Source organism: Iodobacter arcticus, assembly GCF_042664895.1.
Taxonomy (GTDB): domain Bacteria; phylum Pseudomonadota; class Gammaproteobacteria; order Burkholderiales; family Chitinibacteraceae; genus Iodobacter; species Iodobacter arcticus.
This window is the reverse complement of the sequence record NZ_JBHTBQ010000004.1, coordinates 154823-181777: the sequence shown is the minus strand read 5'-3', so window position 1 is coordinate 181777 and position 26955 is coordinate 154823. Positions and strand designations below refer to the sequence as shown.

23 protein-coding genes are annotated in these 26955 nt (G+C 49.7%); 10 read left to right on the top strand and 13 right to left on the bottom strand.

Translation table 11 applies throughout. The features are described 5' to 3' along the window. Nucleotides 1–37: 37 nt before the first annotated feature. From dapF to ACFQNF_RS02305, 3 genes are read left to right on the top strand one after another with little or no spacing between them, the layout of a single operon-like run. The gene (gene dapF, locus ACFQNF_RS02315; RefSeq protein ID WP_380185822.1) at nucleotides 38–901 is read left to right on the top strand and encodes a diaminopimelate epimerase; all 864 of its coding nucleotides are present in this window, start codon (nucleotides 38–40) and stop codon (nucleotides 899–901) included. Then, on the top strand, nucleotides 891–1583 hold the full coding sequence (locus tag ACFQNF_RS02310; protein ID WP_380185821.1) for a DUF484 family protein: 693 nt from the start codon (nucleotides 891–893) through the stop codon (nucleotides 1581–1583). The genes dapF and ACFQNF_RS02310 overlap by 11 nt, the downstream gene beginning before the upstream one ends. Further along, nucleotides 1583–2581, top strand: coding sequence for a tyrosine recombinase XerC (locus tag ACFQNF_RS02305; protein WP_380185819.1), 999 nt, complete (start codon nucleotides 1583–1585; stop codon nucleotides 2579–2581). Before ACFQNF_RS02310 ends, ACFQNF_RS02305 begins: the two co-directional genes overlap by 1 nt. Before the next feature lie 234 nt (nucleotides 2582–2815). On the opposite strand, the gene pip is transcribed toward ACFQNF_RS02305, so the two are convergent. From pip to gatC, 11 genes are all read right to left on the bottom strand, one after another. Then, a complete protein-coding gene (gene pip / locus ACFQNF_RS02300; RefSeq protein WP_380185818.1) occupies nucleotides 2816–3772 on the bottom strand; it encodes a prolyl aminopeptidase in 957 nt (318 codons plus the stop codon). 20 nt (nucleotides 3773–3792) lie between these two features. Then, nucleotides 3793–5559: a ferrous iron transport protein B gene (gene feoB, locus ACFQNF_RS02295; protein ID WP_380185816.1), complete on the bottom strand. Its 1767-nt coding sequence runs from the start codon at nucleotides 5557–5559 to the stop codon at nucleotides 3793–3795. Further along, nucleotides 5556–5870, bottom strand: coding sequence for a FeoA family protein (locus ACFQNF_RS02290; RefSeq protein ID WP_380185814.1), 315 nt, complete (start codon nucleotides 5868–5870; stop codon nucleotides 5556–5558). Before ACFQNF_RS02290 ends, feoB begins: the two co-directional genes overlap by 4 nt. 302 nt (nucleotides 5871–6172) lie before the next feature. Further along, nucleotides 6173–7450 (bottom strand): phosphoribosylamine--glycine ligase, encoded by a 1278-nt coding sequence (gene purD / locus ACFQNF_RS02285; RefSeq protein WP_380185813.1) that lies wholly within the window; start codon nucleotides 7448–7450, stop codon nucleotides 6173–6175. Nucleotides 7451–7464: 14 nt separating this feature from the next. Then, on the bottom strand, nucleotides 7465–8022 hold the full coding sequence (locus ACFQNF_RS02280) for a hypothetical protein (RefSeq protein WP_380185812.1): 558 nt from the start codon (nucleotides 8020–8022) through the stop codon (nucleotides 7465–7467). A gap of 127 nt (nucleotides 8023–8149) precedes the next feature. Continuing rightward, nucleotides 8150–9712 carry a bifunctional phosphoribosylaminoimidazolecarboxamide formyltransferase/IMP cyclohydrolase gene (purH, locus tag ACFQNF_RS02275; RefSeq protein ID WP_380185810.1) on the bottom strand — a complete coding sequence of 521 codons (1563 nt, stop codon included), beginning with the start codon at nucleotides 9710–9712 and terminating at the stop codon, nucleotides 8150–8152. A gap of 49 nt (nucleotides 9713–9761) precedes the next feature. Further along, nucleotides 9762–10001 (bottom strand): helix-turn-helix domain-containing protein, encoded by a 240-nt coding sequence (locus ACFQNF_RS02270; protein WP_046351523.1) that lies wholly within the window; start codon nucleotides 9999–10001, stop codon nucleotides 9762–9764. Continuing rightward, nucleotides 9998–11038, bottom strand: coding sequence for a tRNA dihydrouridine synthase DusB (gene dusB, locus ACFQNF_RS02265; protein WP_380185915.1), 1041 nt, complete (start codon nucleotides 11036–11038; stop codon nucleotides 9998–10000). The genes ACFQNF_RS02270 and dusB overlap by 4 nt, the downstream gene beginning before the upstream one ends. Before the next feature lie 682 nt (nucleotides 11039–11720). Continuing rightward, nucleotides 11721–13148, bottom strand: a complete 1428-nt coding sequence (gene gatB, locus ACFQNF_RS02260; RefSeq protein ID WP_380185808.1) for an Asp-tRNA(Asn)/Glu-tRNA(Gln) amidotransferase subunit GatB — start codon at nucleotides 13146–13148, stop codon at nucleotides 11721–11723. Nucleotides 13149–13169: 21 nt separating this feature from the next. Beyond that, entirely contained in the window at nucleotides 13170–14618 is a 1449-nt protein-coding gene (gene gatA, locus ACFQNF_RS02255) for an Asp-tRNA(Asn)/Glu-tRNA(Gln) amidotransferase subunit GatA (protein WP_380185806.1), read from the bottom strand. 29 nt (nucleotides 14619–14647) lie between these two features. After that, on the bottom strand, nucleotides 14648–14935 hold the full coding sequence (gene gatC / locus ACFQNF_RS02250) for an Asp-tRNA(Asn)/Glu-tRNA(Gln) amidotransferase subunit GatC (protein ID WP_046351520.1): 288 nt from the start codon (nucleotides 14933–14935) through the stop codon (nucleotides 14648–14650). A gap of 421 nt (nucleotides 14936–15356) precedes the next feature. Between gatC and ACFQNF_RS02245 the strand changes: the two genes are divergently transcribed. The 7 genes from ACFQNF_RS02245 (at nucleotide 15357) to ACFQNF_RS02215 (ending at nucleotide 25205) form a co-directional block, all read left to right on the top strand. Beyond that, the gene (locus tag ACFQNF_RS02245) at nucleotides 15357–16400 is read left to right on the top strand and encodes a rod shape-determining protein (RefSeq protein ID WP_380185805.1); all 1044 of its coding nucleotides are present in this window, start codon (nucleotides 15357–15359) and stop codon (nucleotides 16398–16400) included. A 117-nt stretch (nucleotides 16401–16517) separates the two neighbouring features. Next, nucleotides 16518–17399: a rod shape-determining protein MreC gene (mreC, locus tag ACFQNF_RS02240; protein ID WP_380185804.1), complete on the top strand. Its 882-nt coding sequence runs from the start codon at nucleotides 16518–16520 to the stop codon at nucleotides 17397–17399. Then, nucleotides 17399–17905 carry a rod shape-determining protein MreD gene (gene mreD / locus ACFQNF_RS02235; RefSeq protein WP_380185803.1) on the top strand — a complete coding sequence of 169 codons (507 nt, stop codon included), beginning with the start codon at nucleotides 17399–17401 and terminating at the stop codon, nucleotides 17903–17905. Before mreC ends, mreD begins: the two co-directional genes overlap by 1 nt. Then, the gene (mrdA, locus tag ACFQNF_RS02230; protein ID WP_380185802.1) at nucleotides 17902–19824 is read left to right on the top strand and encodes a penicillin-binding protein 2; all 1923 of its coding nucleotides are present in this window, start codon (nucleotides 17902–17904) and stop codon (nucleotides 19822–19824) included. Before mreD ends, mrdA begins: the two co-directional genes overlap by 4 nt. A gap of 10 nt (nucleotides 19825–19834) precedes the next feature. Continuing rightward, nucleotides 19835–20929 carry a rod shape-determining protein RodA gene (gene rodA / locus ACFQNF_RS02225; protein ID WP_380185913.1) on the top strand — a complete coding sequence of 365 codons (1095 nt, stop codon included), beginning with the start codon at nucleotides 19835–19837 and terminating at the stop codon, nucleotides 20927–20929. Continuing rightward, nucleotides 20926–21852: a septal ring lytic transglycosylase RlpA family protein gene (locus ACFQNF_RS02220; RefSeq protein ID WP_380185801.1), complete on the top strand. Its 927-nt coding sequence runs from the start codon at nucleotides 20926–20928 to the stop codon at nucleotides 21850–21852. The genes rodA and ACFQNF_RS02220 overlap by 4 nt, the downstream gene beginning before the upstream one ends. 305 nt (nucleotides 21853–22157) lie before the next feature. Next, complete coding sequence (locus ACFQNF_RS02215; protein ID WP_380185799.1) at nucleotides 22158–25205, top strand: bifunctional diguanylate cyclase/phosphodiesterase; 3048 nt, start codon at nucleotides 22158–22160, stop codon at nucleotides 25203–25205. Nucleotides 25206–25236: 31 nt separating this feature from the next. On the opposite strand, the gene ACFQNF_RS02210 is transcribed toward ACFQNF_RS02215, so the two are convergent. Continuing rightward, nucleotides 25237–25503 carry an acyl-CoA-binding protein gene (locus tag ACFQNF_RS02210; RefSeq protein WP_380185797.1) on the bottom strand — a complete coding sequence of 89 codons (267 nt, stop codon included), beginning with the start codon at nucleotides 25501–25503 and terminating at the stop codon, nucleotides 25237–25239. Nucleotides 25504–25602: 99 nt separating this feature from the next. Continuing rightward, complete coding sequence (locus ACFQNF_RS02205; RefSeq protein ID WP_380185795.1) at nucleotides 25603–26880, bottom strand: dihydroorotase; 1278 nt, start codon at nucleotides 26878–26880, stop codon at nucleotides 25603–25605. Nucleotides 26881–26955: the final 75 nt, after the last annotated feature.

Genomic DNA, 26955 nt, shown 5'->3' with positions numbered 1-26955 from the left:
TACCTTTAGTTAAATTCTTCAGCGACGCACCAAGTATATGAAACTTCAATTCACAAAGATGCAAGGCCTAGGTAATGATTTTATGGTGATTGATGGGGTTAATCAGCAGGTCAAGCTGAGCACCGACACCATACGCCAGCTAGGTGATCGGCATTTTGGCATTGGTTTTGACCAGCTTTTATTAGTGGAAAACTCGCCACGTGCCGATATCGATTTTAGCTACCGCATTTTTAATAATGACGGCGGCGAAGTGGAGCAATGCGGCAATGGCGCACGCTGCTTTGCACGCTTTGTGCACGATAAAAAGCTAAGCCTTAAAAAAGAAATCGCCGTTGAAACAGCAAGAGGGGTGATTTACCCAAGGCTAGAAGATAATGGCCATGTCAGCGTCAACATGGGCGTGCCGCAATTTACCCCAAAGGAAATCCCCTTTCTTGCGGACGCTATTGAAGAAGGCGATCGGGTCATCCATTCACTCGATGTTGACGGCGTAAGCTTTGAGATTAGCGTGGTCTCGATGGGCAACCCACACGCGGTGCAAGTTGTTGCTGACGTTGAAGCTGCCCCTGTTGCCAGCATCGGTCCAAAGATTGAAAACCACCCGCAATTCCCATCCAAGGTAAATGTTGGCTTTATGCAAATCATCAGCCGTGATGAAATCAAACTCCGCGTGTTTGAACGCGCTGCGGGCGAAACGCTGGCTTGCGGCACAGGCGCTTGTGCTGCGGTTGTAGCGGGGATACGTCGTGGCTTACTCAACCCTCGCGTTCGCGTCATCACTCATGGTGGCGAGCTGACCATTGCTTGGGAAGGGAATTCGCAAGCAGTATGGATGACCGGCCCGGCCGTCACCGTGTTTGACGGCACTATCAATCTCCAAGGAGAAGAATATGCAGCCTAATGAAATCGTCGCTTGGCTTCGGAACAACCCAGAATTTTTTGACCAATACGCCGATGAGCTGGCTGAAATCTATGTGCCGCACACGCACCGCGGCCAGGCTATTTCTCTGGCCGAGCGGCAACTGCTTACCCTGCGCGAAAAAAACCGCTCGCTGGAGCTGCGCTTAGGAGATTTACTAGAATTTGGGACCGAAAATGACCATATCTCAGAGAAGCTGCACCAACTGAGTGTCAGCCTGATGCAGGCCGATGATTTGGCCAGCATGATCGGCACCTTGGAATACCATTTGCAGCATCGCTTTGGTGTGCCGCATATTGCCTTACGACTGTGGCTGAATAGCGATTGTAATCTACGCGAATTTGCTCCCGTAGGAGACGCGGTGCAAAAGTTAGCGCAAAACTTAGTCTCGCCTTACTGCGGCCCCTATGTCACCGATGAAGTGCTGTCTTGGTTTGATGTTGAATCGAGCACGCTAAAATCCTTCGCCCAATTTGCTCTGCGCACCGGCGGCGAGCCATTTGGTGTACTCGTCATGGCCAGTGAAGATATTGAGCGCTTCTACCCTGATATGGGCACGCTGTATTTACAGCGCTTATCTGATTTAGTATCCGCATCGATTCGCCGCGCCGTTCCCCAATTTGCGCCCGATGACGAGCCTATGCTGCTCACCGAAGAAGTGTGATGCAAGTTGCGACGGAGCGTCTTCCCCTAACTCACAGGGAAGATGCTGCCCCCAGCAGCAAGCCTGCGGATAAAGGTGATAGCACCGAACAAATCAACGCAAAACACGCCATGCTCGCCCACTTTGTGCAATATTTGGAAGGCGAAAAAGGCGCTGGGGAACACACCCGTGCAGCCTACGCCCGCGATATGGCCACCCTAATGGAATGCGCGGTTGGCCATGATTTATCGGCGCTCACGCCCAAAGAAATTCGCGGCTATGTACGAAAACTAACCGGCCAAAGCCTATCGGCCAGAAGCATCGCCCGCACGCTTTCCACTTGGCGTACGTTTTACCGGCTGATGTGCCGTGATTTTCACTGGCCCATAAACCCGGCCGACGGGGTAAAGCCCCCAAAATCCAGTAAAAAGCTACCGGCCGCGATGACCATTGATGACGCCAGCGGCTTTTTAGAAAACATGCCCGACGACGAAATCCTAGCCTGCCGCGATAAGGCGATCTTCGAGTTAGCCTATTCCTCAGGCCTGCGCGTAGCGGAATTGGTTTCGATTACCCTGCTGGATTTAGACCTCAATCACGGCATGGCGGTAGTCACCGGTAAGGGCGGAAAAACACGGCAACTCCCTGTGGGTAGCGTGGCCTGTGAAGCAATCCGCCGCTGGCTGTTAGAGCGCCCCAAGCTAGCCCCAAAAGACAACACCGTTTTTATCGGCAAAAACGGCGGCTCGCTCAGCACCCGCGCGGTGCAATTACGCATCAAATATTGGGAAACCAAACTCAACATCGCCGAGCCGCTCTATCCACACAAACTGCGCCACAGCTGCGCCAGCCATTTACTGCAAAGCTCCCGCGATCTACGCGCCGTGCAAGAACTCCTCGGCCACGCCAGCATCGCCACCACCCAAGTCTATACCCACCTCGATTACCAGCACCTAGCACAAGAATACGACCGCACGCACCCAAGGGCTAAAAAGCCTGAGGATCAAGAAGAGAAGTAGTTTTGTTGTTGGGTAAGCACAAACCCAAATCTTGAAACACGGAGGGCACGGAGAACGCGGAGTTTCACGGAGAAAAACAGAGGAGAATTATTGTGGTGAGGTTTGTAGGGTGTACAACGACGCAGTCGTTGCGCACCGAAAGCGGTGCGCAAGAAAAACGATTTGCACACCCTACGCAAAACCAGACTTTGACCTTAAGTTGATAGGATTGGGTTGTCCCCCGCCATAAGCGACTTAAGAAAACTTCCCCTGCAATTTAAATTCCTCAGTCGCTTTCATTAAAGCCGTAGCAGTCCCCGGCTCCATTGCTGCATGACCGGCATCAGGAATGATATGCAAGGTGGATTCAGGCCAAGCTTGATGCAGGCGATAAGCCGATTTTGGTGGGCAAATCACGTCGTAACGACCTTGAATAATCACCGCTGGCAGATGGCGAATTTTGCCCACCTGTTGCACCAATTGGTCTTCTGCCATAAACCCAGCATGGTACATATAATGCGCCTCTAAGCGGCCTAAGCTAGTGCAAACGGCATCGGTTTCAAACTGAGCAATCGTGCTGCTTTGCGGTTCTAAAAATAGACAACTTCCTTCGTAACGGCTCCAACTGCGGGCGGCGGGCAGATAGACTGCTGGATCATCATTAAAGAGGCGCTGACTATAGGCTTCGAGCAAGTTGTCTCGCTCAGACGCTGGAATTTGCGCGGCGAATTCGGCGTGGACTTCTGGGTAAAAATGGCCGATGCCATTCACAAACCAATCCACCTCGGCCTTGGTACAGAGAAAAATCCCACGCAAGATAAAGCCTAAACACGCTTCAGGATGCGCCTCACCATAGGCCAGCGAAAGAGTGGAACCCCAAGAGCCGCCAAACACCAACCACTGCTCTACATCCAACATCTGACGCAAGACTTCGATATCGGCGATTAAATGAGTGGTGGTGTTATTGCGATACTCGCCCAAGGGCGTCGATTGCCCTGCACCGCGTTGATCAAATAGCACAATGCGGTAATAGGCTGGGTCAAAAAAGCGGCGATGCATGGGTGAAGTACCGCCACCAGGGCCACCATGCAAAAACAGCACCGGCACGCCATCTGGATTACCGCATTCTTCCCAATAAAGGGTGTGCACATCATCCACGGCCAAGCGGCCACTGCGGTGAGGTTGAATTTCTGGAAACAATAAATCGCTCATTCAAATCCCTTACTGAATTTTTAAAACCCCAATATTCTCGCCCCTTGGTAAAAGATAAACGACAGCACCCAAGCAAGTAATAAAGAATAGACCACAGAGAAAGTCGTTAGCGCTACGCTATTCGATTCCTTGCGCATGGCCGCAATAGTAGAAACGCAGGGCACATAGGTCAATGAAAATAGCATAAAGCTATAAGCCGATACCGGATCAAGCACGATAGATAAATGATGCGCCAAGGCAGGGCCATCTTGCCCGGCAATCACCGCCAGCGCGCCAAGCACCACTTCTTTGGCCACAAAGCCAAACATTAAGGCAATCGATAGCTCAGCCTGAATACCGATCGGTGATAACACTGGCTGAAAGAACTCAGCAATCATGGTGGAATAACTGTGTTGTGGATTTGGATAATTACTCAGCAGCCAAACCAAGACCACGCCGATCACAATCATGGTCGTCGCCAAGCGTACAAAGCCTGCCGCCTCGCCCCAGCCGCGTAAAAATATTTGCCGCAGCACAGGAAAGCGATAAGGCGGCAGCTCTAGCGTAAACGGCTCAGTCGATTTAAAGCGGCCACGCAGCAGGAGTGCCGTGCCCATAGAGATAAAAATACTCGCAAAATAGAGTGATAACAGCACCCAAGGCGCTTGCAGCGGGCTAAACAGCGCGCCGGTTAAAAACAGAAAAATCTGTAAACGCGCCGAGCAAAGCGAAAATGGAATGGCCAGCATCGTCAGTAAACGTGCCTTTCTATCCCTTATCACCCTTGTTGCCATCAGCGCAGGCACATTGCAGCCAAAGCCCATCATCAGCATCACAAAGCCGCGCCCATCCATGCCAAGCCGCGCCATCAGGCCGTCCATCATAAAAGCCGCACGCGAGAAATAACCCGAGTCTTCGATAATCGCCATCAGGCAAAAGAACAAAAAAATAATCGGAATAAACGTCAGTACCGTGCTGAGCCCATCGTACACACCATTCACCAAAAGCCCCGCTAAAAATGGCGGCCATGTGGCTGCAGCAGGCACAAGTGCTGCCTGTTTAAACCATTCCAAACCATCGCCTACCGCATCTTGCAGTGGCACGCCCAAGGCGTAGGTCAGCTGAAATAGACAAAACATCATCAAAACAAAGATCGGCAGGCCCAGCCACGGGTGAAGAATCCAGCGATCTAACATAGCGCTTGGGCCTGGCGCTAATACGGCAGGCCGTTCGATAAAACGCGCATAGAGGCGCGCCTCTTCATCATGCAGGGTTTCAGAACGTGGCGCTGCGGCCAAATCAATTTGCCGAGGCGGCTGATGGCTGATCAAGCGATTCAAAGCGTCTTTAAGCTCGCTGATTCCTAGGCCATGTTTGGCACTTATTTTTAATACGGGGCAAGCTAATTGCTCGGCCAGCCCTTGCACATTAATTTGCACCCCTGCTTGCTTGGCCTCATCGCTCATATTGAGCGCAATAATCAGCGGCGCGCCTAGCGCTTTGAGCTGTAAAGCCAATACCAGTTGCCGATCAAGCTGCGTTGCATTGAGCACCAAAAGAATGGCATCTAACTCAGTTTTATTGAGAAACTCCTGAGCAAGGCGCTCATCCTCGGCCCCACCACTTAAATCATAAATCCCCGGCAGATCGACCATCTGCACCATAGAGCCACCGAGCAAAATACGGCTAGAAGCTAATTCCACCGTTAGCCCCGGCCAATTGGCTGTACGCGCTGTGCCCCCCGTAATACGATTAAATAAGGTCGATTTACCGGTATTGGGCATCCCTACGAGGGCAACGCGTTTCATGCGAGCACCCCATGCTCAGCAAGCAGAGAATTCGCCTCTGGCAAAAGCGCCACCACAATCCGCCTTGCGGCATCGAGGCGCAACATAAACTCGGTGCTGCCACACTTAAGTTGCAAAGGCCCGCCTAAGCATCCCCGTCGAATTACCTCGATCTCGCGATCAGCATGCAGGCCTAAAGCCGCCAGACGCTGAGTTAGCTCGGCGCTCAGCTGGCTAGAAATAATTTTGGCGGGGGTAAGAGAAGGTAAATCGTAGAGAGTCATGATGGCGGCAATGAGAATGGTTTTTCTTACACTTATCATCTGCCGCATAGAGAGCAGCGTCAATTCCAAAGCCACCCAAGCTTGACCTGTATCAGCTCCAAAGCTGAGGCAAATAATTACACGCCCCTATGTTACTCAGCAAAACCCAAACCTTGAACCACGGAGTTTCACGGAAGAAAGTATTCTTTAAGAAAAGCCATTTATTCTGTTCTTTTAAGCGTCTTCAAATCCTGAAGTCTGTCATTTCTCGCCACTAGTGGTATAGACCTTCAGAGCCTCGTTGAAATTCGCCAATTAAAGGGCATAAAAAAAGCCATGCAGTGCATGGCTTTTCTCTTTGGCGTTAAATATTACTTACGGCCAATCGCTCGCCAGCCGATATCACTACGGTATTGCGCGCCTGCAAATGAAACGCCTGCCAAGATTTGATAAGCGCGTTTTTGCGCCATTTTAAAGCTATCGCCAAAAGCCGTAACGCAAAGGACACGACCACCGGCGGTGATGGCTTCACCTTGTTCGTTAAGCGTAGTACCCGCATGGAAAACATGGCCGTCTTCTAAGGCCACCGTTGGTAGGCCTGAAATTAAATCGCCTTTACGCGGGGTTTCCGGGTAATTAGCCGCAGCCATCACCACGCCCATTGCCACGCGTCTATCCCATTCGGCTTCGATCTGATCCAGCGTGCCATTCACACCGTGCTCGAGCAGGGTGACAAAATCGCTTTTTAAACGCAACATAATCGGCTGGGTTTCAGGGTCACCAAAACGGCAGTTATATTCGATGACTTTAGGATTGCCCAAAGTATCGATCATCAGGCCAGCGTACAAAAAGCCGGTAAACACAGAGCCATCTTTAGCCATACCTTGCACGGTAGGCAAAATCACTTCGCGCATCACTTTGGCATGTACATCAGGCGTCACCACAGGCGCTGGGCTATACGCGCCCATGCCACCGGTATTTGGGCCTTCATCGCCATCCAGAAGGCGTTTATGATCTTGGCTAGAAGCCATCGCAAGCACATTCTTGCCATCGACCATCACAATAAAACTGGCTTCTTCACCGACCAGACACTCTTCGATCACCACCCGAGCGCCCGCATCGCCAAATTTATTATCCGACAGCATGGAATCAACCGCAGCGTGTGCTTCATCCAGCGTCATTGCTACGACCACGCCCTTGCCAGCCGCTAGGCCATCGGCCTTGATGACAATCGGTGCGCCCTGCGCCTTGATATAAGCGTGCGCTTCATCCGCACTGGCAAAGGTCTGGTAAGCCGCTGTGGGAATGCCATGGCGCTGCATAAAGGCTTTGGCAAAATCTTTAGACCATTCCAGCTGTGCGGCGGCGCGGGTTGGGCCAAATATTTTTAAATCTGCAGCGCGAAAAGCATCAACCACACCTTGCGACAAGGGTGCTTCTGGCCCCACAACGGTAATGGCAATATTTTCTGCTTTAGCAAATTCGATCAGCTCGTCAATGGCCGTGATATCAACGTTGATCAAGTCTTTTTCTAATGCCGTGCCTGCATTGCCCGGAGCGACAAATACTTTGCCAACGCGCTGCGACTGCGCAATTTTCCAAGCCAGCGCATGCTCACGACCACCCGAACCAATTACCAAAATATTCATTAATTTATTTCCTGTTAATCGAATTCGTAGCGGCCAAAAACATAAGCCACATTGCCATTATTCAACTGGCCATTCAGCCTTGGGATAAAGGTGCCAATCAAAGAGGCCTTGCCGTAGCGAACCGATGCAATAGGCAAAGGCGCAGGAAATGGTATTCCACCGACCACATCTTGACGTGAAATAAGCTGTAAAGACACTCCCAAGCCCGCTGATAACTCCCCAACAATCGGCCAATACCAAAGACGCATATAGCCAACCTGTAGTTGTGGCTGATTATGCGAATCAGCAAAAATCATCCCGTAGATAAATTCCTGATTATTGTTTTCATCCGTAATACGCTTACCCAAGCCGCCACCGTAAGCAAACTCCTGAAAGTCTTCAAGCTTGTCAGCAGTATAAGTTGAACGGTCATGCCAGGAATAACCGGAAACCAGCAGATCATTCTTACCTTCCCTATTTATTTTATCCACACGCTGACAAGCAGCCGCCGCCCAATCCCACATATTGGAGCAATCTATTGCAGATGCAGGTAAGGCGATCAGCAAGCAAAGAGTGGCAAACAGTTTTTTCATCTTCTCAACCAAAATATTTCACAAGCACCGACGCATCGTCGGCAACTCAAGTAAACACACAGCTCAATACCATAAACACAATGAGCGGAGAATTTTTTCCCCGCGGTTAGATATTCTATCCGCCAAATTAATGACGGAAATGACGAATCCCTGTCACGACCATTGCAATGCCATGCTCATCCGCAGCAGCAATCACTTCATCGTCACGCACCGAGCCACCCGGCTGAATAATTGCGGCAACACCGTTCTCTGCAATTACATCTACGCCATCACGGAAGGGGAAGAAAGCATCAGACGCGGCCACCGAGCCACGTAAATCAAGACCCGCGCTTTTTGCTTTAATCGCCGCAATTTTGGTTGAATCCACACGGCTCATCTGGCCAGCGCCCACACCCAGTGTTTGGCCTTTACCGCAGAATACAATGGCGTTTGATTTAACAAACTTGGCCACATTCCAGGCAAAGAGCAGATCTTTAAGCTGAGCTTCTGTTGGCTGCAGCTTGGTGACTACTTTCAAGTCATTTAAGGTCAGAATGTGCGAATCCGGTGTTTGCACCAGCAAGCCGCCGCCTACGCGTTTCACATCAAAGCGATTAGCGCCCTGCTCTACCGGCACTTCCAGTACGCGAACATTTTGCTTTTTAGCCAGCAAAGCCAAGGCTTCTGAGGTATACGCAGGCGCAATCAATACTTCCATAAATTGCTTGGAAACCGCTTCTGCCGTATCGGCATCCACCGTTTGGTTAAACGCGATAATGCCGCCAAATGCACTAGTGGTATCGGTTGCAAAAGCAAGACGATAGGCTGAGTAACTATCGCTCCCTAAGCCCACGCCGCAGGGATTAGCGTGCTTCACAATCACACAAGCCGGCTCTGCAAACTGCTTCACGCATTCCCAAGCTGCATCAGAATCGGCCACATTGTTGTAGCTTAACTCTTTGCCTTGTAATTGCTTGTAAGCCGCAAGACTACCCATAGCCGGATCGATATCACGATAGAAAGCTGCGCTTTGATGCGGGTTTTCGCCGTAGCGCATATCTTGCACTTTAACGAATTGCATATTTAGGCGATCAGGATAAGATTTTTTCTCGCCGTCGCTAGTAAGCGCAGTCAGGTAGTTAGAAATCGCACCATCGTAAGCAGCGGTATGGCTAAAGGCTTTTTTTGCCAGCACTTTACGGGTAGCCAATAATAAAGAACCGTCGTTGGCTTGCATTTCTTTGATCAGATCAGCGTAATCGCTGGCATCAGTCACAATCGCCACATGCGCATGGTTTTTTGCGGCTGAGCGCACCATGGCTGGGCCGCCAATGTCGATATTTTCAATCGCATCTTCGTAGCTGCAATCAGGCTTAGCAATGGTCGCTTCAAATGGGTAGAGATTCACGCAGACTAAATCGATATTGCCGATTTGGTGTTCTGCCATCGTCGCCACGTGTGCAGGTAAATCGCGACGGCCTAAAATACCGCCATGGATTTTTGGATGCAGCGTTTTTACACGCCCATCGAGCATTTCAGGAAAGCCGGTGTAATCAGCCACTTCGATCACAGGCACGCCGTTGTCGCTAAATAATTTGGCAGTCCCACCTGTGGACAAAATTTCAACGCCTTGCGCTGCCAATGCCTTGGCAAAATCGAGCACACCGGTTTTATCGGATACGCTGATAAGCGCGCGGGTAATTTTGGTCATGATTTCAGCTTCCCTGTATATAAAGATACAACACGTTTCTTGTGAAAACTTACAGTAAATCGTAAATCTGTAATTTCTTACGCAAGGTATTGCGGTTAATACCCAGCATATCGGCCGCTCGGGTCTGATTGCCCTCTACGCGTTCTAATACTAATTCTAACAGTGGCTTTTCAACACGAGCCAAGACCATATCGTACATTGCACACGGCGGTTCGCCGTCCAGGTCCTGGAAATACTGATCGAGAGAAGCGTAAATCGCCTCGGCGATCAGATCGGTTTGAGTACTCATAAATCTCCCGATTCATTTTTTTGTGATTCTGTATCTACGGCTAAATCATCAAACTGCAAGCGCTCACCAAGGGTAAGCAAGCCATCAAAGTAATTACGGGTGGCGTTGGCCTGCCCCGAAGTCGATTCCTGAGCATACATAGACTGGCGAAATTCATTACTGCCGCGTAAGCCTTTGGTGTACCAAGCAATATGTTTACGCGCAATACGGCAGCCAGAGTATTCGCCATAAAAGGCATAAAGATCATCCAGATGGCCGAGCAATACATCGCGAACCTCTACCACTTCGGGCGCGGGCAAAAGCTCACCGCTAGCCAGATAATGGGCAATTTCGCGGAAAATCCACGGCCTGCCCTGCGCTGCCCGCCCAATCATAATTGCATCTGCACCAGTTTCTTTAAGCACCAGCGCCGCTTTTTGCGGGCTATCAATATCGCCATTGGCGATCACAGGAATCTGAATCGATTGTTTTACTTGAGCAATCAAAGCATAGCGCGCGTTGCCCAAGTACATATCTTCACGCGTTCGGCCATGAATAGCCAGCGCGGCTATCCCTGCTTCTTCAGCTATTTTGGCCACACGCATAATGTTTTCTTCGCCATTGGCAAAGCCGAGGCGGGTTTTCAGTGTAACTGGCACATCTACGGCGCGCACCACGGCATGCAGAATCTTTGCAACTAAGTCTTCATTTTGCAACAGGGCTGAACCCGCCAGCTTATTGCAAACCTTTTTAACCGGGCAGCCCATATTAATATCAATGATTTGCGCGCCGTGCGCCACATTATGCCGCGCCGCGGCAGCGAGTAATTCTGGATCAGAACCGGCAATTTGCGCGGAAACCGGCGCAAGTTCGCCTTCAAAATTAGCGCGGTGTAAGGTCTTCTGGTGCGAGCGCATGCTGCTGTCAGCCGTAATCATCTCGCTCACCGCATGTCCCGCGCCAAATCGCTTGCAAAGCATGCGAAAAGGACGATCGGTCACACCCGCCATGGGGGCGACAATCAGATTATTTACAAGGGGATAGGGGCCGATATGCATATGCTGCTGGCGCAGTAAAAGGCCGCGCATTCTAACGCCTGCCTAATTTTTAAGCAACAGCCTTAAAGCGGATTTTTGTGAAAAAAGTTGAGAAAAAACCTTAAATCTGTAGACACAGAGAACACGGAGTTTAAAAAGCAGAACACAGAGAAACCGCAAGTTAGAACAAAGGCGGCATGCAACGCTTTGGTGATCGCTAATGCTTTACAAGCATCGCATCATTCATAGGGAGGGTGAAACTCCATGTGCGCTAACCAAAATACAAAAAGATCTTTTTAGTGCCTTCGGCACGTTGATTTAGGTGCGGGCGTCCCGCGGGACCTTCCTTTCTTGTGTGGCCAAGAAACGAAGCCAAACCACAACACCAATAACACGAAAGCCCCTTCTGCGGTCCAATCGAGTCGGCGGCGGGCGGGATTGGCGCGCTGCCTCGCTCCCTTGCCGAAACCCCGCCCCGCTTGTTCCTCGCACCGGCGTGTTTCAAGGGGAGATTTAAGCCCTATACAGAGAGTGTGGTTATATATGCTGGTTCGTTGTTTACTACTAAAAAACAAATTGCTTAACACACATGGGGTGAAACCCGCGTATTTATTCAGCATTGCTCAAGGGTTTCAGCCGCCCTACATTTTTGCAAAAAAATAGCGAGCCCGTAGACTCGCTATTTTTAACAACTAAGCAATCATCAGCTTAGTTTCTTAGTCAGAATCTCAGTCACCATTCCTGGGTTGGCTTTGCCCTTGCTGGCTTTCATACACTGGCCCATTAAGGAGTTAATCGCAGCCAGTTTGCCGCTCTTATACTCTTCAACCGCCTTAGCATTCGCTGCCAGCACTTCGTCGATAATCGCTTCGATTGCACCGGTGTCGGTGGTTTGCTTCAGACCATCGCGCTCGATAATCACGTCCGCTGTGTCGCCTGATTCCCACATCTTTTTCAGCACGTCTTTAGCGGTTTTATTGTTGATGGTGTTATCCATCACACGCTTCACCAAACTAGCCAAAGCGGCAGCAGAAACCGGGCTATCACTGATCGATTTTTCTTCACGATTGAGCGTGGCCGATACATCGCCCATGATCCAGTTGGCGGCGAGCTTAGCGTCCGCGCCTGCGGCAACCATGGCTTCAAAGTACACAGCCATATCTTTAGAGCTAGTCAAGGTGCTGGCGTCATAAGCAGACAAGCCGTATTGTGTGCTAAAGCGCTCGCGCATCAGCTGTGGCAGCTCGCTCATTTCACTCTTAACGCGCTCTATCCAGTCTTCCGAGATGCAAAGTGGCGGCAAATCTGGGTCTGGGAAATAGCGATAATCGTGCGCGTCTTCCTTGCTGCGCATCATGCGGGTTTCGCCGCTATCTGGATCAAACAAGATGGTGGCTTGCTGAATCTTATGCCCATCTTCGATCTGATCGATCTGCCACTGCGTTTCAAACTTGATCGCCTGTTCCATAAACTTAAAGCTGTTCAAGTTTTTAATTTCGCGGCGTGTGCCTAATTCTTGCTGGCCTTCTGGGCGCACCGACACATTCACGTCACAACGGAAACTGCCTTCCTGCATATTACCGTCGCAAATACCGATCCATGTCACCAAGCTATGTAAGGCTTTTGCGTAAGCAACGGCCTCGGCAGCGGAGCGCATTTCTGGCTCGGAAACGATTTCTAGCAGCGGAGTACCGGCACGGTTCAGGTCAATTCCCGTCATACCGTGGCAATCTTCGTGCACTGATTTACCTGCGTCTTCTTCCAAGTGAGCACGCGTTACATTAATGACTTTCGTGACGTCGCCAACCTGAATCTCAATCGCACCACCCTCAACCACCGGCAGTTCAAACTGGCTGATCTGATAGCCCTTAGGCAAATCAGGGTAAAAATAGTTTTTACGCGCAAAAATCGACTTACGATTAATCTTGCCGCCAATCGCCAAGCCCAGCTGAATCGCACGCTCTACCGCGCCACGGTTCATGACCGGCAAGGCACCCGGCATCGCTACATCGACAACCGAAGTCTGTGTATTTGGCTCAGCGCCGTAAGCGGTGCTGGCGCTGGAAAAAATTTTCGACTGAGTCGAGAGCTGGGTATGCACTTCCAGCCCGATCACTACTTCCCATTTCATTTTGGTGATTCCTGTGACGGGTTAAAGGCTGGGCGCACGCGTGTGCCAGTCTGTGACTTGCTGCAATTGATGCGCCGCATTCAGCATTTTGGCTTCACTGAAATAGTTGCCAATCAGTTGCAAGCCAACCGGGCGGCCATTTGCAGCAAAGCCTGCTGGCAAGCTCATGCCTGGCAAGCCTGCCAAATTCACCGCCAGCGTGTAGATATCTTCTAAATACATCGCAGTTGGGTCGGCATTTTTCTCGCCCAGATTCCACGCGGCCGTTGGCGCAACCGGCCCGGCAATCAGATCACAATGCTCAAACGCAGCTTGAAAATCGTTGGCGATAATGCGGCGGATTTTTTGCGCTTGCAGATAGTAAGCATCGTAATAACCATGGCTCAGTACATAAGTACCGGTCAGGATGCGGCGTTTTACTTCTGCGCCGAAGCCTTCCGCACGGCTTTTTTCATACATTTCAGCCAAGCCCGAATATTCCGCAGCACGATGACCAAAACGCACGCCATCAAATCGGCTTAGATTACTCGAAGCCTCCGCCGGGGCAATGACGTAATAGGCAGGAATCGACAGCTTGGTATTGGGTAAGCTGACTTCCACAATGGTGGCGCCTAGCTTTTTGTATTCGCTGATGGCTGCATCTACGGCAGCAGCCACATCGCTCGCCAGCCCTTCCGCAAAATACTCCTTGGGCAGGCCAATTTTTAAACCCGCCAGAGGCGCGGCTAAATCGCGGCTGTAATCTTCTTTGGCATACTCAAGCGATGTGGAATCACGCTCGTCGAAGCCCGCCATCACATTCAGGAGCAGCGCGCAATCTTCGGCGCTTTTACCAATCGGGCCACCTTGATCGAGCGAGCTGGCGAAAGCGATCATGCCAAAGCGGCTAACAATACCGTAAGTAGGCTTAATGCCGGTTACACCGCAAAATGCCGCAGGCTGACGAATCGATCCGCCGGTGTCCGTTGCCGTAGCAATCGGGGCCAAACGTGCAGCCACCGCAGCAGCCGAGCCACCTGATGAGCCACCAGGCACCGCGGATTTATCCCAAGGATTTTTTACTGCGCCATAAAAGCTGTTTTCATTGGATGAGCCCATCGCAAACTCGTCCATATTAGTGCGGCCCAAGCTCACCAAACCCGCCTTGCGGCATAGCTCGATTACATTGGCATCATAGGGTGCAACAAAGTTATCCAGCATTTTGGAGCCACAGGTGGTCTTCCAGCCCTGCTGACAAAAAATATCTTTTTGCGCAATCGGTACACCCGTCAACACGCCAGCTTGCCCACTTGCCAACAGCGCATCAGCAGCTTTTGCTTCGGCAAGGGTTTTATCCTCGTCCAAAGTAATAAAGGCATTCAAGTCGCTCATGGCTTTAGCACGCGCTAAATATTCGCTGGCCATTTCAACCGCAGAAATTTCTTTGGCTGACAGCATGGCTGACAGTTGTTTTACTGATTTTTCTATCATTATTTTTTAGCGGGGATGATCCCTGCCCCTCACTCAATCACTTGCGGAACAAGATATAAACCAGCTTCAACCGCTGGCGCCACCGCCTGCCATGCCTCGCGACGATTAGGCTCACGCGCCACATCATCCCGCAGACGCAGCATCACATCTTGCGCATGCGCCATCGGCTCGATACCTGTGGTATCGACGGCGCGCATTTCTTCAATCAAAGTAAGAATTTGGTTTAACTGGCCTTGGGTAGCCGCTAATTCATCACCGGTCACCGCGATGCGGGACAAGCGGGCGATGCGCGCTACATCTTCAATAGACAGGGACATGTCGGATTTACCCCGTAAACATTTATTAACGTCAACTCGATAGGGTATCATACAGGGTTTGATTACTACCACCCGTCGTCATGCTAGGGTGGAGGCATCGAGGTTCAAATGTGCCGCGGAACTTTTTCGCTTGCACCACCGCCCAACAGGCCCTGCCCTTACTGATGTAGCGCAAGGCAAAGTCAGGTGGCAAAACCCTATATCGTGCCGTGGGTGAAGATGCCGGCGGCCTGCAAGATGCATTTATAATATTGTGCGAGACCCGAATATTTGGGCTTCTTTCCGCGGTGAATGATCCATGATCGCTCGCCTGATTGACGAACAAATCATTCTAATCTTGCTTGAAAATGAGCAAAACTTAATAGCCCGTGGGTATTTTACCGGCGGCCTTCAACACCTCTATTAAAAGTGTGAGACCCGAATGTTTGGACTTCTTTCCGGCTACTTTGCCAACGACATCGCCATTGACCTTGGTACTGCCAACACGCTGATTTATATGCAAGGCAAAGGCATTGTGCTTGATGAACCTTCCGTAGTGGCCATCCAGCAAGAAGGCGGCCCATCAGGCAAGAAAACTATTTTAGCAGTAGGTGCAGAAGCCAAGAAAATGCTGGGCCGAACACCTGGTAGCATTAACGCCATTCGCCCAATGAAAGACGGCGTAATTGCCGATTTCACCATCACAGAACAAATGCTGAAGCAGTTCATTAAAAAAGTGAACCCAAGCCGCATGTTCTCCTCCCCTCCCCGTATCGTGATTTGCGTGCCATGCGGCTCTACCCAGGTTGAGCGCCGTGCAATCCGTGAATCCGCTCTGGGCGCAGGCGCACGTAAAGTTGAATTGATCGAAGAGCCAATGGCCGCAGCGATTGGTGCAGGTATGCCCGTTGAAGAAGCAACTGGCTCGATGGTGGTGGATATCGGCGGCGGCACCACCGAAGTTGGCGTGATCTCGCTGGGTGGTATTGTTTACGCATCAAGCGTGCGCGTAGGCGGCGATAAGTTCGATGAATCGATCATCAATTATATTCGCCGCAATTACGGCATGCTAATTGGTGAAGCCACCGCTGAAGAAATCAAAAAACGCATCGGCAGCGCCTTCCCCGGCGCAGAAGTGCGTGAGATGGAAGTCAAAGGTCGCAACCTAGCCGAAGGCATTCCACGCTCGTTCACGATTTCTTCCAATGAAATTCTGGAAGCGCTGACTGAACCACTCAACCAAATCGTATCCGCAGTAAAACAAGCACTGGAGCAAACTCCGCCAGAGCTGGGTGCCGATATTGCCGAAAAAGGCATGGTACTGACCGGCGGCGGCGCATTGCTGCGTGATCTGGATCGTCTGTTAATGGAAGAAACAGGCTTGCCGGTATTTGTAGCTGAAGATCCGCTGACTTGCGTTGTACGTGGCTCGGGCAAAGCGCTAGAGAAGCTAGACAAAGCAGGCAGTATCTTTACTTACGATTAATCACATCTTGAGGCGGCAAGTCGAAATAACGATTTGCGATAAAACATACGCAAACCATCCTGAGCAAGATGGTGGTTTGCGTTTTACTTAGCTTTTGAGAATCATCGGCCGTCTTTCATGCAAGCCTCTCAGCCCGCCTTTTTTAAGCAGGGACCTAAACCGCTGACGCGGTTTTTCCTGTTTTCTGTCCTGTCTATTTGCCTAATAGTCGGGGATGCCAACTTTCAAATGCTTGGTCCTGTCCGCCAGCAGCTTTCAGTGTTGCTTTATCCCTTACAGTGGCTGGTTACCGCGCCCTTTGAGCTACTTAAAGACACCAGTACTTTTTTATCAAGGCAAGCTGAATTACTCAGTGAGAATCGTAAGCTACATGATGCCCAATTACTGGCCAGCGTCAACGCCATGAAATTGAAAGCATTAGAAGCTGAAAATGCACGACTCAGGCAGCTCAACACCGTACAAGCCAGCCAGCCCAGCCAGCTTACAGAAATCCTCTATAACGGCCGCGATCCGTTTACGGCCCGGCTGATTGTAGACCGGGGCGAAAGGGCCAATATTCGAGCGGGGCAAATTGTGGTCGATGCCAGCGGCGTGGTCGGCCAGGTTGTGCGTGTGCAACCCATGACCAGTGAAGTGCGGCTGATTTCTGATCGCAACCATATGGTGCCAGTACAAATTGAGCGCAATCAACTACGCACCGTCATCTATGGTATGGGACGAGATTTGCCCTTAGAAATTCGCAATATGTCATCTAATTCAGATATTAAAGAAGGTGACACGCTGATTACTTCAGGAATTGATGGTTTGTATCCTGCTGGGCTACCTGTTGCTAAAGTCAATAAAGTTGAGCGCAACAATGCCTTTGCGCGGATTTACTGCACCCCGCTGGCCGGAATTGAGCAACACCGCTTCTTGCTAATTCTAGAAGCCAATCGTGCCCTTACACCTTATCCTGCCCATGCCTCAGATGCGGTCACCAAGCAAAAGAAAGGTCGCTAATGCCCATTTCACGCCAGTTACTTCGCCCGGTCAGCAGCAGCTTTATTCTGTCTACTTTTATTCTTTCTTTAAGCGTTAATCTTTTGCCATGGCAAGCGGGTTTAGTGGGTTTTGCACCTGATTTTGTTGCGCTATTTATTATCTACTGGACACTCAATCAACCTCGCCGCGTAGGTGTAGGCTTAGCGTTTTTCCTAGGCCTTTTGATGGATGTAGCGGATGGCAATATCTTGGGGCAGCATGCACTGGCCTACACCGTCATCGCCTATCTCACTCTTGCCCGCCAGCGCCAGCTAGCTGTCTTTCCTTTTTGGCAACAAGCTTTTGTTGCGCTTGGGTTAATGCTGGCCGGGCAAGCTTTAATGCTGCTGCTACGCACCGCGATGGGCGCTCCTTTTCCGGGTTGGGCTTACTTTGCCGGTAGTTTTGTGGCGGCCTTTATCTGGCCACCTCTTTCCAATATTCTGCTTTCCCATCAACGCAGACCGACGACTGACGAACTATGAGCCGCGGCGAACTTAAAAATCAGCACCGAGAGCGTTATGCTTTCCAGCTGCGAATTATCGCGGCTGCCCTCTTTGTTTTATCCTTATTTGCCTTGCTATTTGGGCGTTTTTTTTGGCTGCAAGCCGTTCAGCACGATAAATACATGACGCTGGCCGAACAAAACCGCATCTCACTCGTGCCTATTCCGCCATCACGCGGCATTATCCGGGATAGAAACGGCGTGGTTCTGGCGCATAATTTCTCTGCCTATACGCTGGAAATCACGCCCTCCAAACAAGCCAATCTGGAAGAAACAATCGAGCAACTCTCCAGCATTGTTGAAATCACTGCCAAAGATAAACGCCGCTTTAAAAAGCTGCGTGATGAAACACGTGATTTTGAAACGCTACCGATCCGCACTCGCTTAAGCGATGAAGAAGTCGCCCGCTTTGCCGCCAATAGCTACCGCTTTCCCGGCGTAGAAATCAAAGCGCGCTTATTCAGGCATTATCCACTAGGTGAAATTGCCAGCCATTTAATCGGCTATATCGGCCGCATCAATACCAAAGATTTAGAACAGCTTAATGAAGAAGGAGTCGTTGCCAATTACCGTGGCACTGATCATTTAGGCAAAATTGGCATTGAGCAAAGCTATGAGCAGCAATTGCATGGCAAAACAGGCTTTGAAGAAGTAGAAATTGATTCCGGCGGGCGGGCCGTGCGCACTTTACGCCGCACGCCTCCTGTGCCGGGCAGCGATCTCACGCTCTCTATCGACATTAAATTACAAAAAGTAGTAGAAGATTTATTCGATAAGCGCCGTGGCTCTTTGGTGGCCATCGATCCAAAAACAGGCGGACTATTAGCCATGGTTTCCAAACCGGGCTTTGATCCTAATTTATTTGTAGATGGAATTGATCCTTTAAACTGGAATGAGCTCAATACCTCGCCAGATAAACCCCTGCTTAATCGTGCCACGCGTGGCGAGTATCCTCCGGGCTCAACCTTTAAACCTTTTATGGCATTAGCCGCGCTTGAGGGCGATTTTCCCTTAACCCGCCAGACGATTAGCGATCCCGGCTATTTTATATATGGCAATAATAAATTCAGGGATTCACACGCAGGCGGCTATGGCTCGATGAGTTTTGATCGCTCTATTGTGGTATCCAGCGATACATATTTTTACCAGCTGGCCGTGCAAATGGGCATCGATAATATCGCCAAATTTATGGCAACACTCGATTTTGGTCGTCCAACTGGCGTTGATTTAAATGGCGAGCGCCCGGGTATTTTGCCTAGCCCGGAATGGAAGAAAAAACGCTTTAAAACCCCGGCTACACAGAAATGGTATTCAGGTGAAACCGTATCGATTGGTATTGGTCAGGGCTATAACAGCTACACCCCCATGCAAATGGCGCATGCAACAGCTACTTTAGCTAACCGCGGCGTGATGTTTCGTCCGCATGCCGTCAACAAAATTATCGACCCCATTACCGGCATTGTTAAAGTGGTTGAGCCACAACCTGTTAAAACCATGACATGGAAAAGCGAGAACGTAGAGCGCGTCATTCGCGGCATGGAAGGCGTAATCCGCGAAGGCACGGGCGCACGCTCTTTTGCCGGAGCTAATTATATTGCCGCTGGTAAAACCGGTACGGCGCAGGTCTATAGCTTGAAAGGCAGCAAATACAATAAAAATATCAGCGAGCGATTACGCGATCACTCTTGGTTTATTGTCTTTGCCCCCGCAGCAAATCCAACCATTGCACTCGCCGTTATCGTAGAAAACGGCGGCTTTGGTGCGCAAGCGGCTGCGCCAATCGCAAAGCAGGCACTGGATTACTATATCAACGGCAAATTGCCTGCTATCCCTAAAGCCAGCGCCAGCAGTACAGCCACTCAAGCCGCCAGCAATCCAGAGGAAGCCACCGGTGATTAAGCATATTTGGATGCGTTTTATTCGGCCTATTGATCCTTGGCTCTTATTGTTTACATTTTTAGTACTGCTGCTTTCCACGATTTTGCTATTTTCTGCCTCAAATCGTGATCTGGATATGATCATCAATAAAATCACCTTTATGGGCATTGCTCTTACGGTGATGTGGGTGGTGGCTAATACCTCGCAGCAAACCTTGATACGTCTCGCCGTACCCGCCTATGTGGTGGGCTTGTTGTTACTGATTGCCGTGGCGCTTTTTGGCGATATTAGCCACGGTGCGCGGCGCTGGCTGCATGTTGGTGTAACTAAAATTCAGCCTTCAGAATTAATGAAGTTGGCTTTGCCGATGATGCTAGCCTGGTATTTCCATCATTTTGAAACCAGCATTCGCTGGAAGCATTATTTATTTGCCGCCATGCTGATGATTGTGCCGGTTGGCCTGATTATGAAGCAGCCTGATCTGGGCACCAGCTTACTGATTGCATCATCAGGGTTTTATGTGCTGTTTTTTGCTGGCCTGTCTTGGAAATTTATCGGCCTGATGGGCGCTGCGGGCGGTGGACTAGCCTATGTAGTCACCCACTGGAATTTATGCATTAATATCTTGCACGAATACCAATGCCGCCGTGTTGCCACCATGCTTGATCCCATGCAAGATCCGCTGGGCGCCGGATACCATATTATTCAAGGCACCATTGCCATTGGTTCGGGCGGCCTCTTTGGTAAAGGCTGGCTTAACGGCACACAAACCCACTTAGATTTTATTCCTGAACGTACTACAGACTTTATTTTTGCGGTATTTGGTGAGGAATTTGGCCTGCTCGGTAATGCTATTTTACTGATCTTATATTTACTGATTATTGGCCGTGGCTTAGTCATTGCCAACAACGCATCGACTTTATTTGGTCGCTTATTGGCCGGAGCCATTACGCTCACCTTTTTCACCTACGCCTTTGTCAATATGGGCATGGTCTCTGGCATTTTACCGGTGGTGGGAATTCCCCTACCACTGGTGTCTTATGGCGGCACCTCGATGGTGTCGCTGCTCACCGGCTTTGGCCTCTTAATGAGTGTCCAGGGTGACCGCAAGTTGATGAAATCATGAAGCTACAACATTATTCTGCACTGATCGCCGCGCTATTACTGGCAGCATGCAGCACAACGCCCTTGCCTCCACCACCTAGCAAACCCTTACCCACCAATTTGCCGCCTGGGCCAACTACACCGCCCCAGTACAGCTGTAGCTACGTGGCCAAAGGCAGCGGTGCATTTTATAAAGATGATGGCCCAATGGAAGCCTTGCCCACAGGCATCGATCAGATTCCTGAGCCTCTAGCACGTTGGGAGCCGCTACATCGTTGGGCAAATAATCCTTATACCGTGCTGGGGCAAAACTTTAGCCCTCTGCCGCGCCCCGGCGAGCTGAAGCAACGCGGCACTGCATCTTGGTACGGGCGTAAATTTCACGGGCAAAAAACATCCACCGGCGAAATCTACGATATGTTCGCGATTACGGCAGCGCACCCCACGCTGCCTATTCCATCTTATGCTCGGGTCACCAATGTAAAAAATGGCCGCAGCATTATTGTGCGTGTCAACGACAGAGGCCCGTTTCTGCATGGCCGCGTCATCGATTTATCTTTTCTAGCCGCCTGCCGCCTTGGGTACACCATGAATGGCAGCGCCGAAGTGGAGGTAGAAAGCCTGCTAGCCAGTGATACGCCAAGCAATATAGCGGCAGCCGTTCAGCCAGTCATAGCAGCCAAACCCAAGCCCATAAGTATTCCGCTGGCGGATGCAGGTAATGGCGCAATCTACTTACAGCTAGGTGCTTTTGGCTCGCTCGCCAATGCCGAAAACTTCCGCAATCATGTATCTGGGCAGCTCGATAGCGAAGCCAATAAGCTCCTAATTCAAACCATAGGCCAGCTTCATCGCGTAAGGCTTGGCCCCTACCCCGATCGAAAAACCGCCGAACTGGTAGCAGCCAAAATTAGCGGTGAGTACCAAAGCGTGCTTAGCCACTAGCACCGTGACGAGCTTAAGTGCCCGCATTAGGCCCTCGCCATCACTGGCGAGGGCCTTTTTGTAAATCATCATCTCAATTTAAAACATTGCTTAGCCAGTAATAGGCTCTTTCCCCAGTCATTAACTTTTATCTAATCCCAGCAATAGACTGCACTGATTAATATTGGCTATAACACATTCAGCAATACCCAATCATCTTAAGTAGATCACATTACATTAAGGCTGTTTTAAACGATGGGATAATATTTCCAAGAAATAAACTCAGCGTTTTAATCTCTGTATTGCATTTAATTCAAGGTGATTGTGTGTCCCATCATCAAGCGGTGTCATCACATGAAGCCGAACACTCTTTTGAGCAGATTCGCCGCCTGCTCAGCGTACTTTCCGCCTGCGTGTTTATTTTTAGTATTGCAGCCGTCAGCTGGTCTATTTATCGCGGCTACCATGACACCCTTAGCAGCACCGAAAAAGAAATCCTCACCTTGGCCCGGGCCATTGATGAGCACTTAAGCCGCACGATGGAAAACAGCCTGCATGGCCTGACTAATCTTCAGAATGATGAGATTTTCCAAAGCTGCCTCGCTGCCAAAAACGAGCCCTGCCTCTATGCCTTGCTAAGCCGCCAGTTAGGCCCCTACCCTCAGCTCAGCACCTTTGCCGCCGCCGATGCCAAAGGCGAGATAGCCGTATCCACTTTGCAGCACCCTGCGCCTGAGCACAATATTGCCCAATCGCGGGCCTTTAACGTGCCCAAAATGCAGCCACAGGCGCGATTCTATATCGCGGAACAACAAACGGATCCCAGTGGAAATCTGGAAATTATTCCGCTGGTACGCGCCCTGATAGATAAACAAGGGCAGTTTAATGGCGTATTAATTGCCGGTATTAAGCCAGCTTACTTCGAAACATTCTACGCATCACTCAGCCAGAGAAAAGGCATTATCATTCGCTTATTCAGAGATGATGGTATTTCGCTCGCGCGCTTTCCCCGCGATGAGCGTGATATTGGCCGTGATATATCCGGCAAGCCATTTTTTGAATCTGATTTTTCCCGGCAAGAAAGCGGCTTATTTACCGAGCATAGCCATGTGGAGCAAATGACACGTATTTTTGGCTGGCGCTATTTAAATCAATGGCATTTAGGCATTTCTGTAGGTTTGGATAAAGATGAAGCATTACAGCCATGGAAACACGAAAGCCTGCTCAATGCAGGTATTACACTACTGATGTTGTTTTTTGGTGGCTTATTACTTATCTATGTATTTCGCCAATTATCACGTTTAGAAAAAACGGAAGCCGATCTTTATCTAACCAAAGTAGCCGTAGAGCACGGCGCTGATATGGCTATCTGGCTAGATTCGCAAGGCAGAATTCGCTATGTCAATACCACTGCATGCACTCGGCTTGGTTATAGCGAAGTTGAACTACTATCCATGCAATTGCGTGATATTAATCCTAACTTTAACCCGGATCATTGGCAAAGATTTTGGCATAAATTAAAAACCAATAAATATTTAAGAGATGAGATATCACTAAAAGCACGGAATGGAGAAAGCATTCCCACCGAAATCAACTCCAATTTTATTGTTTTTAAAAAGCTCGAATTTAACTGTGCTGTAGTGCGTGATATTTCTGAACGCCGCATGGCTGAGCTGGCCATTATTAAAAGCGAACAACAACTGCGTTTAGCTTTGGAAGCATCCAGCACCGGCTTATTTGATATGCCTATGCTAGGCGACCAAATTGCAATCACTAGCCCGGAATACGACCGGCTTCTTGGCTTAAAGCCCGGCGATGAAAGCTTTAAAAAATGGCAAGACCAAGTACACCCTGATGATAAAGTGCAATCACTTGCTCATTTTCAGCAATATTTAAAAGGAGAGGCAGCACAATTAATCAGCGAATACCGCCGTAAAACACAATCCGGTGAATATCGCTGGTTTCAATCACGCGGCAAATTTGTAGCCTTTGATGCTAGCGGTAAGCCTACCCGTATTATTGGCACGATGACCGATATTACCGAACGCAAAGAAGCGCAAGAGCGCATTATTGAATTAGCTAACTTTGATTCTGTAACTGGCTTGGCTAATCGTAATTTACTGCGTGACGAGCTGCGACTTGCACTCGCTTCTGCGGCGCGCAACCAGCAAAGCCTAGCCGTATTTTTCCTCGACTTAGATCGCTTTAAAACAATAAATGATTCACTTGGCCATGCAGCAGGTGATGCGGTGCTGGCTCAGGTGGCTAATCGCTTTAAAAAGTTGATTAGCCCGGGCGATATTCTGGCTAGATTGGGCGGCGATGAATTTGTGATTGTGCTGACCAATATCTCTCATTCGCTGATTGCTGGGTCGATTGCCGAAACAATTCTAGCGTCTTTTGCTAAGCCATTTGAATTAGAAGCAGGCCATTTTTCAACCTCCACCTCAATTGGTATCAGCATTTACCCAGAGGATGGCACAACAGCAGATAATTTAATCCGCAATGCCGATGTAGCGATGTTTCAAGCAAAAGCACAGGGGCGCAGCAATTTTCAATACTTCACACCAGAAATGAATGCCCGTGCCTCTGAAAGGCTGGAGCTGGAAACCAGTATGCGAACGGCGCTGCTTAATCATGAATTTATTCTGCATTACCAACCGCAAATCAGCTTAGAAGATGGCCGTATTATCGGGGCAGAAGCACTCATTCGCTGGAATCACCCCAAACATGGGCTTATTTCACCGGCTAAATTTATTCCTATTGCAGAAGAAAGCCGCTTGATTATTCCGATTGGTAATTGGGTACTGCAAGAAGCATGCAGGCAAGCGGCCAAATGGCAAGCAATCGGCTTAGCGCCGATTAATATGGCCGTTAACTTATCGCCACATCAATTGCATCAGGCTGATTTCCTTAACCTCATTAAATCTGCCTTAAATGATGCACAACTCGACGCGCGTTATTTGGAATTAGAAGTCACCGAATCGGTGATTATGCAGGAAGTAAAGCAAGTCATGACCACCCTGCATGATATTAAGCAGCTTGGGGTTAAGCTTTCTTTAGATGATTTTGGAACGGGCTATTCCAGCCTTAGTTACCTCAAGCGCTTTGCTTTTAATAAATTAAAAATAGACCAAAGCTTTGTAAGAGACGCATGCAGTAATAATAACGATGCAGCAATTGTATTAGCCATTATTGGTTTGGGGCAAACACTGGGCATGGATGTATTGGCAGAAGGAGTAGAAACCCGTGAACAATTGGCCTTTCTAAAGCAAGCACAGATTGCTTCAATACAAGGCTATTTATTTAGCAAGCCTGTAGCAGCGGCTGAATTTGAAGATATGTTATCTGCACATAGAAAATTGGCACTATAAAAAATGCCGGGCGATTAAACCCGGCATTTTTTTATTCGTCGTTGGCTTTTAATTCTGTTACCAAATCAATATATTTCTGTTTGGCATCATCAGAGCTCATTTCTGCTAATTCAGACCACGCATCAAACTTGGCACGGGCTACAAATTGAATGGCCGATGGGCGATCGCCTGTTGCATTGCCTTCCGCAGCTTGTTTAAATAAAGAATAAAGCTTGAGCTTAGTCGCCACATCCGGCGCATCGTTTAATTTAACCACATCATCTTGCGCGGTTTGAAACAGGGTAGCCAGATCAGACATTGTGTTCTCCAAGGAAAAAATTAAACGATCGTTTCAATAAGGCAAAAGTATAGCCCGAGTACCCAGATAAACCAAGCAGCGCGGGCCTGTTGATATCCCTTAGAGCGCTAATTGATACACTCGCTTACCTTTTACCAGCGTATGCACCACCTGCCCCTTCATTTCCATGCCCACAAACGGCGTGTTTTTGCCTTGACTCTTTAATGCAGCAGGCGTCACTTGCCAATGGGCTTCAGGGTCAAAAATCACCAAATCTGCACGATGCCCCACTTCTAAACCTGCGGCAAAACCCAGCATCTTTGCGGGAACAGCGGTGATCTTCGCCAGTGCTTGCGCCAACGGAATATGCTGGCGCTCTGCCCATGCAAGGGTGAGTGGCAAGAGCAGCTCCAAGCCTGTTGCACCCGGCTCTGCCTCAGCAAATGGCAGTAATTTACCGTCGTCATCCACCGGGCTATGATCCGAGCAAATGGCGTCAATCGTGCCATCCGCCAGCGCGGCCACAATGGCATCACGATCGCGCACCGATCTTAAAGGCGGATCAAAGCGGTAATTGCTATCAAAAAAGCCAATGTCCACATCGGCCAGATGAATATGATTGATGCTCACATCACAAGTAATTGGTAAGCCCTGCTTTTTAGCCGTGCGCACCAAATCGAGCCCAGCCATCGATGAAAGGCGGCATAAATGCACACGTGCACCGGTTTCTTTCATCAGCAGCAGAATATTAGAAATAGCCACGGTTTCGGCCAGCACCGGAATACCCGCCAAACCCATACGAGTAGCGTAATCGCCGTCATGTGCCACACCGGCGTTTAAATCAGCCTCCTGGGGTAGCAAGCGTAAAGCCACATCAAACGTCGCTGCATATTGCATGGCACGATACAGAATCTGTAAATTGCCTACCGCTTGATCGCCTTGCGAAAACGCAACACAACCCGCATCGCGCAGCTCGGCCATTTCGGTGAGTTCAAGGCCTTTAAGTTGACGGCTTAACGCGCCCACCGGATAGAGTCGAGCCAAATCCAGATTTTTAGCGCGCTGGCGCAGCATGGTCACCAAGCTAGGCTCGTCGAGTGGCGGATCGGTATCTGGCGGGCACACAATGCTGGTGACACCACCGGCCACCGCAGCGGCCATTTCAGACGCTAAGGTCGCTTTATATTCAAAGCCCGGCTCACGTAGGCGGGCAGCTAAATCAACCAGACCGGGGCTGACTAATAAACCCTTGGCATTGATGGTTTCATCAATCACAAAGCCAGCAGGAGTAGCTCCCACCCCAACAATTTTGCCGCCAGCAAGGTATAAATCAGCCACCTGATCGGTGTTATTTAGTGGATCAATTAAACGCCCACCAAGAATTGCGATATTTTTCATTTTTGTTTACCCACTTTGCGGGCTAAACATCCCGAATACGGCCATACGCAGATCAATACCGAAGAAACATTTTTC

Coding starts and splice junctions, on each gene's coding strand:
- dapF (WP_380185822.1), top strand. CDS start 38: ATGAAACTTCAATTCACAAAGATGCAAGGCCTAGGTAATGATTTTATG.
- ACFQNF_RS02310 (WP_380185821.1), top strand. CDS start 891: ATGCAGCCTAATGAAATCGTCGCTTGGCTTCGGAACAACCCAGAATTT.
- ACFQNF_RS02305 (WP_380185819.1), top strand. CDS start 1,583: ATGCAAGTTGCGACGGAGCGTCTTCCCCTAACTCACAGGGAAGATGCT.
- pip (WP_380185818.1), bottom strand. CDS start 3,772: ATGAGCGATTTATTGTTTCCAGAAATTCAACCTCACCGCAGTGGCCGC.
- feoB (WP_380185816.1), bottom strand. CDS start 5,559: ATGAAACGCGTTGCCCTCGTAGGGATGCCCAATACCGGTAAATCGACC.
- ACFQNF_RS02290 (WP_380185814.1), bottom strand. CDS start 5,870: ATGCGGCAGATGATAAGTGTAAGAAAAACCATTCTCATTGCCGCCATC.
- purD (WP_380185813.1), bottom strand. CDS start 7,450: ATGAATATTTTGGTAATTGGTTCGGGTGGTCGTGAGCATGCGCTGGCT.
- ACFQNF_RS02280 (WP_380185812.1), bottom strand. CDS start 8,022: ATGAAAAAACTGTTTGCCACTCTTTGCTTGCTGATCGCCTTACCTGCA.
- purH (WP_380185810.1), bottom strand. CDS start 9,712: ATGACCAAAATTACCCGCGCGCTTATCAGCGTATCCGATAAAACCGGT.
- ACFQNF_RS02270 (WP_046351523.1), bottom strand. CDS start 10,001: ATGAGTACTCAAACCGATCTGATCGCCGAGGCGATTTACGCTTCTCTC.
- dusB (WP_380185915.1), bottom strand. CDS start 11,038: ATGCATATCGGCCCCTATCCCCTTGTAAATAATCTGATTGTCGCCCCC.
- gatB (WP_380185808.1), bottom strand. CDS start 13,148: ATGAAATGGGAAGTAGTGATCGGGCTGGAAGTGCATACCCAGCTCTCG.
- gatA (WP_380185806.1), bottom strand. CDS start 14,618: ATGATAGAAAAATCAGTAAAACAACTGTCAGCCATGCTGTCAGCCAAA.
- gatC (WP_046351520.1), bottom strand. CDS start 14,935: ATGTCCCTGTCTATTGAAGATGTAGCGCGCATCGCCCGCTTGTCCCGC.
- ACFQNF_RS02245 (WP_380185805.1), top strand. CDS start 15,357: ATGTTTGGACTTCTTTCCGGCTACTTTGCCAACGACATCGCCATTGAC.
- mreC (WP_380185804.1), top strand. CDS start 16,518: ATGCAAGCCTCTCAGCCCGCCTTTTTTAAGCAGGGACCTAAACCGCTG.
- mreD (WP_380185803.1), top strand. CDS start 17,399: ATGCCCATTTCACGCCAGTTACTTCGCCCGGTCAGCAGCAGCTTTATT.
- mrdA (WP_380185802.1), top strand. CDS start 17,902: ATGAGCCGCGGCGAACTTAAAAATCAGCACCGAGAGCGTTATGCTTTC.
- rodA (WP_380185913.1), top strand. CDS start 19,835: ATGCGTTTTATTCGGCCTATTGATCCTTGGCTCTTATTGTTTACATTT.
- ACFQNF_RS02220 (WP_380185801.1), top strand. CDS start 20,926: ATGAAGCTACAACATTATTCTGCACTGATCGCCGCGCTATTACTGGCA.
- ACFQNF_RS02210 (WP_380185797.1), bottom strand. CDS start 25,503: ATGTCTGATCTGGCTACCCTGTTTCAAACCGCGCAAGATGATGTGGTT.
- ACFQNF_RS02205 (WP_380185795.1), bottom strand. CDS start 26,880: ATGAAAAATATCGCAATTCTTGGTGGGCGTTTAATTGATCCACTAAAT.